Source organism: Bifidobacterium sp. wkB344, assembly GCF_003688305.1.
GTDB classification, from domain to species: Bacteria; Actinomycetota; Actinomycetes; order Actinomycetales; family Bifidobacteriaceae; genus Bombiscardovia; species Bombiscardovia mizhiensis.
The window spans coordinates 202,694-216,817 of the sequence record NZ_NPOQ01000016.1; the positions used below are offsets into that span (position 1 = coordinate 202,694).

The 14,124-nt window shown below is 61.7% G+C and carries 12 protein-coding genes; 10 read left to right on the top strand and 2 right to left on the bottom strand.

From position 1 onward, the window contains the following. Positions 1-91: 91 nt before the first annotated feature. Entirely contained in the window at positions 92-1,918 is a 1,827-nt protein-coding gene (locus tag CI601_RS05430) for a long-chain fatty acid--CoA ligase (protein WP_183129793.1), read from the top strand. Here the strand turns inward: CI601_RS05430 and CI601_RS05435 are convergent. After that, complete coding sequence (locus CI601_RS05435) at positions 1,888-3,471, bottom strand: hypothetical protein (protein ID WP_259465331.1); 1,584 nt, start codon at positions 3,469-3,471, stop codon at positions 1,888-1,890. The genes CI601_RS05430 and CI601_RS05435 overlap by 31 nt on opposite strands. A 207-nt stretch (positions 3,472-3,678) precedes the next feature. Continuing rightward, positions 3,679-4,914: an NADP-dependent isocitrate dehydrogenase gene (locus tag CI601_RS05440; RefSeq protein WP_121914606.1), complete on the bottom strand. Its 1,236-nt coding sequence runs from the start codon at positions 4,912-4,914 to the stop codon at positions 3,679-3,681. Between the two features lie 160 nt (positions 4,915-5,074). Here CI601_RS05440 and CI601_RS05445 point away from each other — a divergent pair, with 160 nt between their 5' ends. The 9 genes from CI601_RS05445 to CI601_RS05485 all read left to right on the top strand — a co-directional run bounded on the left by CI601_RS05445 (position 5,075) and on the right by CI601_RS05485 (position 14,088). Further along, entirely contained in the window at positions 5,075-6,199 is a 1,125-nt protein-coding gene (locus CI601_RS05445; protein ID WP_121914607.1) for a GuaB3 family IMP dehydrogenase-related protein, read from the top strand. A 200-nt stretch (positions 6,200-6,399) separates the two neighbouring features. Next, positions 6,400-6,954, top strand: a complete 555-nt coding sequence (locus CI601_RS05450) for a hypothetical protein (protein ID WP_034524942.1) — start codon at positions 6,400-6,402, stop codon at positions 6,952-6,954. Between the two features lie 38 nt (positions 6,955-6,992). Next, positions 6,993-8,975: a long-chain fatty acid--CoA ligase gene (locus CI601_RS05455; RefSeq protein ID WP_121914608.1), complete on the top strand. Its 1,983-nt coding sequence runs from the start codon at positions 6,993-6,995 to the stop codon at positions 8,973-8,975. A 3-nt stretch (positions 8,976-8,978) separates the two neighbouring features. Next, on the top strand, positions 8,979-9,461 hold the full coding sequence (locus CI601_RS05460; RefSeq protein WP_024627679.1) for a peptide deformylase: 483 nt from the start codon (positions 8,979-8,981) through the stop codon (positions 9,459-9,461). A 225-nt stretch (positions 9,462-9,686) separates the two neighbouring features. Continuing rightward, positions 9,687-10,556 (top strand): 30S ribosomal protein S2, encoded by an 870-nt coding sequence (gene rpsB / locus CI601_RS05465; protein ID WP_121914609.1) that lies wholly within the window; start codon positions 9,687-9,689, stop codon positions 10,554-10,556. Between the two features lie 27 nt (positions 10,557-10,583). After that, entirely contained in the window at positions 10,584-11,438 is an 855-nt protein-coding gene (tsf, locus tag CI601_RS05470) for a translation elongation factor Ts (RefSeq protein ID WP_024627681.1), read from the top strand. Positions 11,439-11,648: 210 nt separating this feature from the next. Next, on the top strand, positions 11,649-12,404 hold the full coding sequence (gene pyrH, locus CI601_RS05475; protein WP_015021750.1) for a UMP kinase: 756 nt from the start codon (positions 11,649-11,651) through the stop codon (positions 12,402-12,404). 114 nt (positions 12,405-12,518) lie between these two features. Beyond that, positions 12,519-13,073, top strand: coding sequence for a ribosome recycling factor (frr, locus tag CI601_RS05480; protein WP_024627683.1), 555 nt, complete (start codon positions 12,519-12,521; stop codon positions 13,071-13,073). 25 nt (positions 13,074-13,098) lie between these two features. Continuing rightward, positions 13,099-14,088 (top strand): phosphatidate cytidylyltransferase, encoded by a 990-nt coding sequence (locus CI601_RS05485; RefSeq protein WP_121914610.1) that lies wholly within the window; start codon positions 13,099-13,101, stop codon positions 14,086-14,088. The last annotated feature ends 36 nt before the right edge of the window (positions 14,089-14,124 follow it).

Genomic DNA, 14,124 nt, shown 5'->3' on the forward strand with positions numbered 1-14,124 from the left:
GCGTCTGCAGACCAGGTATATCGCCGGCCCGGGGGAGCGGTTAGAATCGTAAAGCATAACGCCGTTTCAGCAGGGAGTGGTCATGCAGAACATGCAGGAAGAATTTACGCGTCCGCTTGAGAAGCCCATAGATGCCGATGCCGGTGTCTTCTCCCTGCTTGAGGACAGGGTGGAGCGCCTGGGCGACGATCCTTTGATCGAATACCGGAGCGGACGTGAGTGGAGCACGATAACGGCCCGTGAGTTTCGCGACCGTGTGATCGCGCTGGCCAAGGGGCTTATGGCCCGGGGGGTAGGCCGGGGGGATTCGGTGGCTATCGTCTCGCACACCCGATGGGAATGGACTGCCCTGGACATGGCCATCCTGTCCATCGGAGCCGTGACGGTGCCGGTCTACGAGACTGACTCCCCCGATCAGATTCGACGCATCTTCAACGACTCCCATGTCGGTATGGCCTTTCTAGAGGATGACGACATGAGGGCCCGAGTAGATGCGGTTCGCTCCCAGTGTGCCTATCTGAACGACTTGTATGTGATCACCAGGGGAGCACTGACCACCATGACCGCCTACGGACGGGCGGTGGACCAGGCAGATTTCCAGGCCCGTGCCGACTCGGTGCAGGGTTCCGACTTGGCCACCATCGTCTATACCTCAGGCTCTACGGGTAAGCCCAAGGGTATAGAACTCAGCCATAGCAACATCGTCTTCACTGTCCGTTCAGGTACTCAAGCAGTCCCTGACATCTGCCTGGGTGAGGGCAAGCGGCTTCTGCTCTGCCTGCCCCTGGCCCACGCTTTCGCCCGCTGCCTGCAGTTCTTCGCCATTGCCACGGATCTCACCCTGGGGCTTACCGGGTCCATCCGCAATCTGTTGCAGGACATGCAGACCTTCAAGCCCACTTTCATCCTGGCCGTGCCGCGAATCTTCGAGAAGATTTACAACGCTGCCTCCCAGCGGGCCGGAACAGGCGCCAGGGGCAGGATTTTCCTGGATGCTGCAGGAGTGGCCAGGCAGTGGTCCCGTCATCAGCAGACCGGAAGCCGGGTTCCCATGTCGCTGAAGACCAAGCACCTCATGTACACAGGCACCGTTTACGACCCCATCCTGGAGGCCTTGGGCGGCCGGGTCCGGTCTGCCATTTCGGGCGGTGCCCCCTTGGACAGGGATATTGCGGACTTCTTCAACGGCATAGGTCTGCCCCTGCTGGAGGGCTACGGCATGACCGAGACCATGGGCCCGGTGACGGTCAACCCCACCGAAGGCTACAGGCTGGGCACCATCGGCCTGCCCATGCCCGGCATCACCGTGGGCATCGACCAGGAGGGCCAGCTGTGTGTCAAGGGCCCCGATGTCTGCATGGGCTACCACAACCATCCGGAAATCACCACTAGGCAGATTCGCGACGGTTGGCTGCTGACCGGCGATCTGGGCAGTCTGGACGAAGACGGCTTCGTTCGGTTGACCGGTCGGCGCAAGGAGATCATCATCACAGCAGGGGGTAAAAACATTTCGCCGTCGCTGCTGGAAACAGCCGTTGAACGTTCGCCCATTATCAGCCATTGCATGGTCATCGGAGACCGTAGGCCTTTCATTTCGGCCCTGATCACCCTCAATCTCGAGGAGGTCAACAAGTGGCTGTGGGACCAGGGCGCTGAACCCTTGAACGATGCCGCTTCGGCTGGGGAGAACCCTATCATCCGCACGGAGATCGATCGTGCGGTAGACGCGGCCAATGCGCAGGTCTCACGGGCCGAGGGCATCCGCCGCTATCTGGTTCTGGACCAGGACTTCACTCGTGAAAATGGACTGCTCACCGCGTCATACAAGCCCCGTCGTCAGGAGGTTCTCAAGCGGTATGAAGACCAGATCGAGCAGAAGATCTATGCTCAGAGACCTGCGTCGGCCGGCTTGATGTAGCCTGTATCAATCAGAGCCGCCTTGAGGTTGGAGGCCGAAACCGCAACCAAGGGTCTTGACAGGCGGCGCTGTTGCTTGCCGTCCTGGTTGACGGTGTGGATCGTATCCATGGCTGGCACTTTGCCCTGGCTGTTGAGCCCGACACAGGCCTTGGCCATATCAGTCGCAAGACCCAGTCTGTCCTCCAGACCAGTCATCCACTGCCGTCCGTCTACGATTTGAGGGATGTTGTCCACGTAGGCCCCGTATCCACTGATGACGGGCCAGGCAGCGTGGTCGTCCGAGGGCGTGGAATCCTGAGTCCTGCCCGTGGTCTGTGAAGGATCCGCCTGCGACGCCGTCGGATTCTGGGCTGCAGGGCTCTGAGCGGGTTTGGGCACGCGCTGCCGGTGCAGATCCTGATGACCGACCATGGATCCCACAATGCCTGATATTGAGATCTCCGGGTTGACGTCCGCTGAAGAACCCCGATACCCCAGATCCCCGAGCTCAGAGACCACGCCGGAAACAATGAAGTCGTTCATGGCCAGAATGCCGTCCACCTCGGTGTGGGTCTTGGCATCATCGTTCATGGCCAGGCGGGTCGCCAGCTCTTTGCCGGTAGCCGAAGCGTCCTTGCCTGGATCAAAGGCGATCGCCTGCCAGTCCTTCTCGGTGCTGTCTGCCTTCAGGAGCCCAGAGGGGCTGATAGCCCGTCCATCCTTGAAGTAGGGCCCCAGCACCTGCCAGATTCCAGCGAAAGCTTGGGCGGGGAAGGAATTCTGCTCAGCCTGGACGGTTTCAACACCCTTGTCAGCAGGGGATGCATCAGATGATGCGTCAGCTGTCCGGTTCGGCAGCAGGATTTCGATGCGGCAGGGGTTGTCCTTGCTGGCCTTGTCCAGTTCCAGTTTGCTGGCCAGTTTGTCCGCCTGCATCTGACCGATGGCCCGTGCATCAGATAATTGCACGAACAGATCCGGTTGGATACCCGGCACCTGGTTGGCCAGCAGGACCACATGCATGCCCGCGCCCGCAGCCAGACGCAGAGAAGAGACCAGACGTGCGCGCGCCTTGTCTTTGGCATCGGCATCCAATGACTTGCTGATATAGTCGCCATACTGGCGGGTGATGGAATCTGGCGAGGTCATGGGTGCCACCACCAGTGTGGTCGGCTCTGAAGTCTTCCCGGCCTTGCGCTCCGAAAGGCGGTTGACCAGGTAATCCTGCAGCTCCTTGCTCTGATCCTCCAGGTTCCCGCTGGTGTAGGCATCGATGTGTTTATTGGGAAGATGCTCCTTGGCCAGTGCTGCCTTGAGCTCAGGAACCAGCGCGGCCCACTTGTTGATGGGCGTGTGCTGGGAGAGGGTGATGCCGTCGGAGGGAGTGAAAATAGCCACCCGACCGGGGACCTCAGCGGCCGCAGTAGCCCCTTGGCTCTGTGGGGCGCTCGGAGACTGTTGCCCACTGCCCAAGGCCGGACCACCGCAAGCACCAGCCGATGCCACCATGACCAAACTCGCCAGCAGGGCCAGCAAGCCGGACAAATGCCGTGCAAAGCCGGTCTTCTTCACGTTCGCTCCTTCGTTCCGACAGAGCCCGACTCTGGCCGGGTCCCGAGCAACCATTCTATGGGCTCTCGGGCAGGAGCGTATGAAAGGCCGATGTTTCGCGTAGACGGTCCTCGCCGGTGGAACTGACAGTGAAGGCTGATCTGCGGAGAGTAATCGCCTGCAATAACCGTCTGCAATGGCAAAAAGAGGGTGTTGTTGTCTTATCTGCTAGTCTGCCGCTGCAGCACCTGAAGACATACGCTCGGCAAGAGCATGGTCCAAGGCGTCCATGAACCCTTCGGTGTCCAGCCAAGGCTGATCAGGACCCACCAGGCTGGCAAGATCCTTGGTCATGCGACCGGAGCGTACGGTCTCGATGACCACGGATTCCAGTGTTTGCGCGAACTCGGCCACCTTGGGCGTGTCATCCAGCCGCGCCCGCTGCTTGAGCCCGCCGGTCCAGGCGAAAATGGAGGCGATCGGGTTGGTGGAGGTGGTTTCCCCCTTGAGCCAGCGCCGGTAATGCCTGGTCACGGTCCCATGGGCGGCCTCGGCCTCTACCGTCTGCCCATCGGCCGTCATCAACATGGAGGTCATAAGGCCAAGGGAGCCAAACCCTTGAGCTATTGCATCGGACTGGACGTCGCCGTCGTAGTTCTTGCAGGCCCAGACATAGCCGCCCTGCCACTTGAGCGAGGAGGCCACCATATCGTCAATCAGCCGATGCTGGTAGGTCAGCCCCTCTTGCTCGAACCGATCCTGATACTCCTGCGCGTAGATCTGGGCGAAAATGTCCTTGAACCGGCCGTCGTAGGCCTTGAGAATGGTGTTTTTAGTGCTCAAGTAGACCGGATAGTGTCTCTGCAGGGCATAGTTGAAGCAGGATCGGGCAAAGTCGCGGATGGAATTATCAAGGTTGAACTGCACTTGTGCCACACCCGGACCTGGGTAGACGGTCACCTCTCGGGTCACCGGGTCGCTCCCGTCTTCAGGAGTGAAGACGACGCTGAGCTTTCCCGGCCCGGGAACAGTGAAATCAGTCGCCTGGTATTGGTCGCCGAAGGCATGGCGGGCCACCACGATGGGCTTGGACCATCCGGGAACCAGCCGGGGAATGTTGTCGATGACGATGGGCTCGCGGAAGATGGTTCCGCCAAGAATGTTGCGGATGGTACCGTTGGGCGACTTCCACATGCGCTTGAGACCGAATTCCTTTACCCGGGCCTCGTCCGGGGTAATGGTGGCGCACTTGACGCCCACGTGCTCGCGCTGAATGGCCTGCGCCGCCTGCACGGTGACCTTGTCGTCGGTGGCGTCCCTGTTGCGGATGCCCAGGTCGTAATAGTCTAGGTCCACGTCCAGGTAGGGCAGAATCAGCCGTTCCTTGATCATTTTCCAGATGACCCGGGTCATCTCGTCACCGTCGAGCTCGACGATACGTCCTTTCACGGCGATCTTGTCCATGGCGGCCTCCTATCGATCGGCGGGTCGGGGACCGGATGCTCCCGATGCCTCAGTTGCGCTCGCGAACTGTTTTATCCCAAGTTTGTTACTCTCTGTTCCCATGCTCGTAACCCGTTCGTAGCACGTCGGAGCGTCATTGTGAGGCGCTAGGCTGGCAGACATGACACAGGAAATCGAAATCGGTCTCGGCAAGAAGGCCACGGTGGCCTACACGCTCGATGATGTCTCCATACTCCCCTCAAGAAGGACCCGGGATCCCCAGGATGTCTCCACGGCCTGGCAGGTGGATGCCTACGAGTTCGACCTGCCGCTATTGGCGGCGCCCATGGATTCGGTCACCAGCCCGGAGACGGCCATAGCCCTGGGACGGATGGGCGGACTGGGCGTGCTGGACCTGGAGGGACTGTGGACTCGATATGAGGATCCGCGTCCGCAGCTGGACCGGATAGCACATGCCTCGCCGGAGCAGGCGACCGGGGTTATTCAGGAGGCCTACCGGGAGCCGGTCAAGGCGGAGCTGATCACCCGCCGTCTGCAGGAGATTCGCAAGGCCGGGGTCACGGTGGCCGGAGCCCTGTCCCCTCAGCGCACCCAGGAGTTCTATGCCACGGTGGTCGATGCGGGCGTGGACCTCTTCGTGATCCGAGGAACGGCGGTCTCGGCCGAACACGTTTCCACCAGCCATGAGCCCCTGAATTTGAAGAAGTTCATCTATGACCTGGACGTTCCGGTCATCGTCGGCGGGGCCGCCACCTATCAGGCTGCCCTGCATCTGATGCGCACCGGAGCCGCCGGTGTGCTGGTTGGGTTCGGCGGGGGAGCGTCATCCACTGATTCCGCCACCATCGGAATCCAAGCGCCTATGGCCACGGCCATCTCGGATGTGGCCGAGGCGCGTCGCGACTACCTGGACGAGTCGGGCGGACGTTACGTTCAGGTCATCGCTGATGGGGAGACCGGTACCTCGGGTTCCTTTGTCAAGGCCTTGGCCATGGGGGCCGACGCGGTCATGCTGGGCACGCCCTTAGCCAAGGCTACGGAGGCTCCCGGCCAAGGCATGCACTGGGGGGCCGAAGCTCATCATCCTGAACTGCCGAGGGGCCGCAGGGTCCAGGTCGGTCAGGTGGGCAGCCTGGAGCGCATACTCTTCGGTCCCAGCGATCGCACCGACGGCAGTCTGAATCTGATCGGGGCCCTGCGCCGGGCCATGGCTTCCACCGGTTATGTGGATGTCAAGAACTTCCAGAAGTGCCGTGTGGCAGTGACCCCCGCCCCCCGCTGCTGAGTAGCACAGGGGCATTCACGGTCCATTTATCCACAATCTGTCTAAAGGCCGGTCCAGGTTGACCACATTCCTGAACCGGCCTTTACAATCCCTCAGCGCATTCTTACTCTGGACGTATTCGCTGTCGTTGCGTCGGTTGCCCAGTGCACCTCGCCGGCATGGGAGGGGGAACAAGCACATAGTAGTGCGAGGGGAGAAGTATGACGGAGTATATGGATCTGGCACCGGTCTGGGACCAAGATCAAGCAACCGAGGAGTCGACAGGACAGGAGGTCGGCGGCTGGTGGCCGTCAACCTGTACACAGGTGCCCTTGGGATTTGGCGACATCAATCTGACAGTGCGAACGGTCAACTTCATCCGGCCTGGGGATGCCGCCGGGCATGAGGGTCTGTCTGCGGATCTCAAGCGTATTCTTGTCAATCTGTGCGCCTTGGCATCCAGGGTCTTCGATGTCTTGCGGGGCCGTTTACCTATGAAGAGCCTGGATCGTGTGCTCAACCGCGTCTGCATGGAACGATTGGCCCTGCTGGCCCAGTTGCTACGGGATCGGCATCTGGGCATGGTCCGTACAGCGGACCATGCCGGCATGACTTACCTGCCGCTGATTCCTAAACTGGTTGAGATCTACCGCGTAGACCGTGACCGGTACGAAACCACCATCGGATTTCTGGTCGGCGAGCGCACTGTGCTGACCAACCTGATTGTCGCCAGGAGCGGTTCGCGCTGGGTCTGTGTGCGCTTCGACATGGGCTAGGCGGCGGCTTTGGCGGGTTGACCCATATGATGGTGGGTATGTTGCGTGAATATACGGTCGAGCTTCAACACCCGACGACGGACAAGGACACCATCTATTCACTCCTGGCAAAACGCACCGCCCGTGACCCTGAAGAGCTGGTTGCCCAGTGGCAGGATCCCATGACCAGAAACTGGCACGATGTCAAGGCCGGGCAGATGTCCGCACGGGTTCGTGCCGTGGCCAAGGGCATGATGGCTTTGGGCGTGGAAAAAGGCAGCACTGTGGTCATCTACGCCTCCACCAGTTATGACTGGGGGGTCACGGACTTTGCCTGTGCTGCCATCGGGGCGGTCTCTGTGCCCATCTACGAGACCGACTCGCCCAGCCAGGCCCAGAAGATCGTTCAGGATGTGGACTGCATCCTGGCCTTTGCCGGTGACTCAGAGCATGCACAGATCCTGGAGCAGGTCCGGGGATCCTCGCCCAAGCTCAAGTACGTCTTCAATTTCGAAGCCGGGGGCCTGAACGCAGTCAGCGAATTCGGCCAGGGGATCGAAGATGAGCGCCTGGATCAGGCCATTGCCCAAGTCAAGGCCGACGATCTGGCCACCATCGTCTACACTTCGGGCTCAACTGGGGAGCCCAAGGGCGCCATGCTCTCCAACCGGAACTTCGTCCACATCGTCTTTGTGGGCTGGGATGTGCTCTACCACATGCTGGCAGCGCCCTCCCGCCTGATGCTCTTCCTGCCCCTTGCCCACTGCTTCGCCCGCTACATCCAGTATGTGGCCATCGGCGCCCAGGGCGTGGTCGGATACGTCTCCAACGCCAAGCACCTGCTGACCGATCTGCGCACCTTCCGGCCCACATATCTGCTGGGCGTGCCCCGCGTCTTCGAGAAGGTCTACAACGCCGCCTCGCAAAAGGCCGGCACCGGCATGGCCGGCAAGGTCTTCGCCAAGGCCACCAAGCACTTCATCAAGTGGTCCAAGGACGAGCAGGAGGGGAACGGTCATTCGCTGTTTACCCGCCTGGCCCACGCCTTCTACACCAAGACCGTCGGCAACACAATCGAGTCCGCCCTTGGCTCCAACTTGAGCTATCTTGCCTGCGGCGGCGCGCCCATGAATGCCGACCTGGCCCATTTCTTCAATGGGATCGACGGGATCACCTTCATCCAGGGCTACGGGATGACCGAGACGGCAGCACCCTGCATCGTCAACTTCGAGGATGCCAACGAGGTGGGATCGGTCGGCCGCCCTGGCTCGGGCATCACGGTCAGGCTGAGCGACGACGATGAGCTCCTGGTCAAGGGTCCCAGCGTCTTCATGGGCTACTACCATCAGCCTGAGCTTGATTCCACCGTGCTCGATAAGGACGGTTGGCTCCACACCGGTGATCTGGCCCAGATCGACGACCAGGGCTTCGTCTTCATCACCGGCCGCAAAAAGGATGTCATCATCACCGCCGGCGGCAAGAACGTGAGCCCGGCTCCCCTGGAGGATGTCATCAGCACCTGCCCCGTAGTCTCCCAGGCCGTGGTCGTGGGCGACGGCAGGCCCTTCGTAGGTGCCCTGGTCACCCTGGACGCCGGGATGCTGAAGTCCTGGCTGACCTCCCAGGGTCTGGACGCTGACATGAGCATGGAGCAGGCCAGCCACAACGAGGCCATCCATGCCTTCATCCAGCAGTATGTTGACAAGGCCAACTGCAACGTCTCGCGGGCCGAGTCGGTGCGCAAGTTCCTGGTGCTGGACAAGGACTTCAGTCAGGAGGACGGCACCCTGACCCCCAGCCTGAAGGTGGTGCGCCCCGAGGTGCTCCGCCAGTACGCTGAACTCGTGGATAAGGTCCTCTATGCGCCTAGGACTCCAGCCAAGCCTGCTGCCAAGGAGAACGACATCGTCAGCAGGGCACGGACCACCATGAGCGATTCCCTGGCCAGCATGACCGGACGCAAGCGTGATGGCCGCCAGGAGGAGGAAGCGGCCCCGGAGGACGAAAAGGACGGCCACGACGGCCGGGATGACGAGGAGTAAGCAGTGGCGATTCGTACAATCAGAGTGGTTCCCGATCCGGTTTTGCGAACCCCCTGCGATCCAGTGACCACCATCACCCCGGCTGTGCGCAGTCTGGTCCGTGACCTGGTGGACACCGTGGACGACCCGGGCAGGGCAGGCCTGTCGGCCAATCAGATCGGGGTGGGCCTGCGGGTCTTCTCCTACAACATCGGTGGCAAGGTGGGCTACATCATCAATCCGGTCATCGACAAGACCTCCGGCGAGCAGTATGGCGAGGAGGGATGCCTGTCCCTGCCCAACCTCTGGTATCCGACCAGGCGTGCCGACTACGCCCGAGCCCACGGCATCGACCTGGATGGCAAGACGGTGACTCTTGAGGGCCATGGCATCATGGGGCGGATGATCCAGCACGAGTGCGATCACCTGGACGGCCATGTCTATGTGGATCGGCTGGAGAGCGACGTCCGTCGCAAGGCCATGCAGCAGTTGAGATCAGCCAGGTAGGCAGAGGGCGAACATGATACCCGAGGTCATTGGCCTCGGGTATCATGGTAATTCGGCGTGTCACTGCGCAGGTCTGCTGTCACGGGCGGGCAGGCGCGCCAAGAGTATTCCCGAACACACGCCGCAAATTCGCGCCATGTCCGCGACGTCCTGTGTCGGTCGGCTCCTCGGAGTTGCACGCAGGTGCACATGGCCAGGCAATAACCGACAATGAAAGGTATAGACATGGCACAGATCACCATGAGCGAAATGCTGAAGGCCGGCGTCCACTTCGGACACCAGACCCGTCGTTGGAACCCCAAGATGAAGCAGTACATCCTGATGGAGCGCAACGGCATCCACATCATCAACCTCTTCAAGTCGCTCGGTCTGATCGACCAGGCCTATGACTTCATCAAGCAGACCGTGGCCCACAACGGCACCGTGCTCTTCGTGGGGACCAAGAAGCAGGCCCAGGAGGCCATCAAGGCCCAGGCCACCCGGGTGAACATGCCCTACGTCTCCGAGCGCTGGCTGGGCGGCATGCTGACCAACTTCCAGACCGTGACCAAGCGGGTCGGCCGCTTGAAGGAGCTGGAGGAGATGGACTTCGACGACGTGCATGGCTCGGGGCTGACCAAGAAGGAGCTCCTGCTGCTGCGTCGCGAGAAGGACAAGCTGGAGCGCCAGCTGGGCGGCATCCGCAACATGAACCGCACCCCCTCGGCCCTGTTCGTGGTCGACATCAACAAGGAGGCCCTGGCGGTCTCCGAGGCCAACAAGCTGGGTATCCCGGTCGTGGCCCTGGTGGACACCAACACGGATCCCGAACTTGTCACCTACCCCATTCCCGCCAACGATGATGCCATCCGTGGCGTCGAGCTGCTGACCAGGCTGATGGCCGAGGCCGTGGCCGACGGTCTGTTGGAGCGCTCCGGCAAGGCCGCCAAGACCGAGGAGGCCTCCGACCAGCCCATGGCCGAGTGGGAGAAGAACCTGCTGGAGAACAAGGACGGACAGCCGCAGGAGCAGGCCCAGGAGACTGCCCAGGCTCCCCAGGCCGAGCAGTCTGCGCAAGAGCAGCAGGAAACCCCCGCTGCCGATCAGGCCGCCTGAAATCTGACGTCTAGATAGGAGAGTTTCATGGCAAAAATCACCGCTGCACTGATCAAGGAGCTGCGCGATCAGACCGGCGCCGGCATGATGGACGTCAAGAAGGCCCTGACCGAGGCCGAGGGCGACATGGCCCGCGCCAAGGAGATCATCCGCGCCACCGGTATCCAGGCCGCAGGCGCCCGCGAGGGCCGCAAGGCCCAGGAGGGCCTGATCGCCTCCACCGTCGTCGAGGGTGGACAGGGTCAGATCGGCTACGCCGTCGAGCTCAACTCCGAGACCGACTTCGTGGCCAAGACCCCTCAGTTCGTCGAGTTCGGCCAGGAGGTCATCGACGACGTGGCCAAGGCTGATGCCTCCAACGCCGAGCAGGTCGATGCCGCTCCATCCAAGTCCGGCACCGTCAAGGAGACCGTGGAGGAGGCCGGCGCGCTCTTCCATGAGCACGTCAAGGTCGGCCAGGTGGCCCGGGTCGAGGGCCCCCGTGTGGAGATTTACGCCCACCGCAAGTCCGTGGAAATGCCCCCCTCCATCGTGGCCATGATCGCCACTGATGAGGCCGGCGCCCAGGTGGCCCATGAGGTGGCCCTGCAGATCTCCGCCATGAGCCCCAAGTGGCTCAGCCGCGAGGATGTGCCTGCCGACGTGGTGGAGTCCGAGCGTCGCGTGGCCACTGAGAAGTCCCAGGCCGAAGGCAAGCCCGAGAAGATTATCCCCAAGATCGTCGAGGGGCGTCTGAACGCCTTCTTCAAGGAGACCGTCCTTCTGGAGCAGCAGTATGTCAAGGACACTTCCAAGACCATTGGCGACCTCTTCAAGCAGGCTGGCGGCAAGGCTCTGGCCTTCGCCCGTCTCGAGGTCGGCAAGGGCGACGAAGAGGAGTAGCCCAGCAATGTACTGAGTTGCCTGGCCTGATCCTGAGCTGAGGGATAGGCAGATGACCAGCATTGATGGTAATTGACGATAGGGGAGTGGCTTTCGTGGCTGCTCCCCTTCCTTTGTCCCGAGCCTGATCAAGAAGGGGTTGTCGTCCAGCCCCGATACCCTAGTTACCGGCGTATTCCGCCCGTCATCATGTTTGGAGAAAGGGCTTTTATGACCGGATCCGATTCAGCGCAAAACCCAGCATCGCCTCGTCGTGTGCTGCTCAAGCTCTCCGGAGAGGCCTTCGGGGGAGGCGAGGTCGGCATCGACGTGCAGGTGGTCAAGCGGGTGGCCAAGGAGATCGTCCAGGCAGTACAGAGTGGCGTGCAGGTGGCCATCGTGGTGGGCGGCGGCAACTTCTTCCGTGGAGCCGAGCTCAGCCAGGCCGGAATCGAGCGTTCGCGCGGCGACTACATGGGCATGCTGGGCACGGTCATGAACTGCCTGGCCCTGCAGGATTTCCTGGAGCAGGATGGTCAGGCCACCAGGGTGCAGACAGCCATCACCATGGGCCAGGTGGCCGAGCCCTATATCCCGCTCAAGGCCATCCGTCACCTGGAAAAGGGTCGTGTGGTCATCTTCGGTGCCGGATCAGGCATGCCTTACTTCTCCACCGACACCGTCTCCATCCAGCGGGCTCTGGAGATTCATTGCGTCGAGGTCCTCATGGGCAAGAACGGTGTGGACGGCGTGTACACGGCTGATCCGCACAAGCAGGCTTCTGCGCGCATGTTCACCAATCTGAGCTACCAGCGGGCTCTGGTGGACAATCTGGCCGTCATGGATGCGGCAGCCCTGTCCATGGCCCGGGACAACGATATGCCCATCCGTGTCTTCGGACTGGAGGGTGAAGGCAACGTGACCGGAGCGCTCAAGGGCCAGCGTCTGGGTACCCTGGTCCACGGTGGTCCTGATCGTACCCTGTGACCGGTTGCGGGCACACCCCGCGCCGCTTGGCCCCTGTGGCCCCATGGCCGTAGAGTATAAGAATGACGGACCTCGCGCGCACAGGCGGATGGTCCATACAGCAAGGAGCAGATCATGACCACAGTGGTGGACCAGGCCGGAAGGCAGATGGACAAGAGCATCGAGGCGACCAAGGAGAACTTCTCGGGAATCAGGACCGGGCGTGCCAACCCCTCCTTCCTCAACGACATCATGGTGGAGTACTATGGCACTCCCACGCCCATCAAGTCGCTGGCATCCATCGGCGTCCCGGAGCCTCGCACCCTGGCCGTCACACCCTTCGACCCCTCCCAGGCGGGTGCGGTCGAGAAGGCCATCCGTGATTCGGACCTGGGCGTCAATCCCAGCCGTGACGGCAACGTCATCAGGGTCACCATGCCCGAGCTGACCGAGGAGCGTCGCCGGGATTACGTCAAGCTGGCCAAGACCAAGGCCGAGGAGGGCAAGGTGGCCGTCCGCAACATCCGGCGCAAGGTCAAGGAGGAGCTGGAGGCCAAGGTCAAGGATGGCGACCTGGGCGAGGATGAAGGCAACCGGCTGCAGAAGGAGCTGGAGACCGTCACCAAGCAGAAGAACGACATGATTGATCAGCTCCTGGATGCCAAGGAGAAGGAGATCCTCGAGGTCTGATCCGCCTGGGGAGGGTCCACACTTCATGAGTACTAAGGAAAGCTCGGCCGAGAAGGCCGGTCAGGATGCCGTCGCAACACTGAATAAGCGGACCGGGCGCAACATGCCGCAGGCGGTGGCCACTGGCGCGCTTTTGGTGGTCATCATCCTGGCCTGCATCCTGGTGCGCATCGACGCATTCATCTACCTGATCGTGATCTTCATGACCCTGGGGCTCTGGGAGCTCAGGGTGGACTTTGCCACGGCTGGCCTGCATATACCGGTGGTCGAGCTCTGGGTCTGCTCGGCTGCCACCATGCTGGCCTCCTTCTACGCTCCTGATCACGTGGCGGTCATGACCGCCGGAGTTCTGATCACCGCCCTGGTCGGGGCCCTTGCGGCCACCCGCAACCATCGCCTGGGCGGTCGGCTGGTCAAGGCGGTGAACGCCAAGCTCTCGGGCAAGGATGCGCAGACCATGGCCGATGCCTCCTACGGCGCCGCAGATGGGGAGAGCCGATCAAGCAGCCTGGCCAATGTGGGCGTCACCCTTCTGACCGTTGTCTACATCACCCTCCTGGCCTGTCTGATAACCCTGCCCACCACCTTCGGCGGGCATCCCGCCGCACACGCATTCATGGTGATTTTCCTGCCCGCCCTAAGCGACATCGGTGGTCTTCTCTTTGGTTCGCTCTTCGGCAAGCACAAGATCTCGCCCCGCATCTCTCCCGGCAAATCCGTGGAGGGGTTGGCAGGCTCCATGCTCTGCTGCCTGGTCGGCGCCCTGGTCATCTTCGCGGCCACCTATCCCATGGCGATTTGGGGGCGGATCTGGTGGGTCGCTCTGCTCATGGGCATCATGGTCGGAGCCACAGGCACCCTAGGGGATCTGAGCGCATCCTTGATCAAACGCGACCTGGGGATCAAGGACATGGGCCACCTGCTCAAGGGCCATGGCGGAGTGCTGGACAGGGTGGATTCCATCCTCATGTCCGCACCGTTCATCACACTGGTTCTTTTGATTACCGGTCTGTGACCGGTATCGACGGCTGATACAGGATGAGGTAGAGGT

Bases quoted from the DNA above. Each gene is read 5' to 3' on its own strand.
- CI601_RS05430 (WP_183129793.1), top strand. From the start codon at position 92: ATGCAGGAAGAATTTACGCGTCCGCTTGAGAAGCCCATAGATGCCGAT.
- CI601_RS05440 (WP_121914606.1), bottom strand. From the start codon at position 4,914: ATGGACAAGATCGCCGTGAAAGGACGTATCGTCGAGCTCGACGGTGAC.
- CI601_RS05445 (WP_121914607.1), top strand. From the start codon at position 5,075: ATGACACAGGAAATCGAAATCGGTCTCGGCAAGAAGGCCACGGTGGCC.
- CI601_RS05450 (WP_034524942.1), top strand. From the start codon at position 6,400: ATGACGGAGTATATGGATCTGGCACCGGTCTGGGACCAAGATCAAGCA.
- CI601_RS05455 (WP_121914608.1), top strand. From the start codon at position 6,993: ATGTTGCGTGAATATACGGTCGAGCTTCAACACCCGACGACGGACAAG.
- rpsB (WP_121914609.1), top strand. From the start codon at position 9,687: ATGGCACAGATCACCATGAGCGAAATGCTGAAGGCCGGCGTCCACTTC.
- tsf (WP_024627681.1), top strand. From the start codon at position 10,584: ATGGCAAAAATCACCGCTGCACTGATCAAGGAGCTGCGCGATCAGACC.
- pyrH (WP_015021750.1), top strand. From the start codon at position 11,649: ATGACCGGATCCGATTCAGCGCAAAACCCAGCATCGCCTCGTCGTGTG.
- frr (WP_024627683.1), top strand. From the start codon at position 12,519: ATGACCACAGTGGTGGACCAGGCCGGAAGGCAGATGGACAAGAGCATC.
- CI601_RS05485 (WP_121914610.1), top strand. From the start codon at position 13,099: ATGAGTACTAAGGAAAGCTCGGCCGAGAAGGCCGGTCAGGATGCCGTC.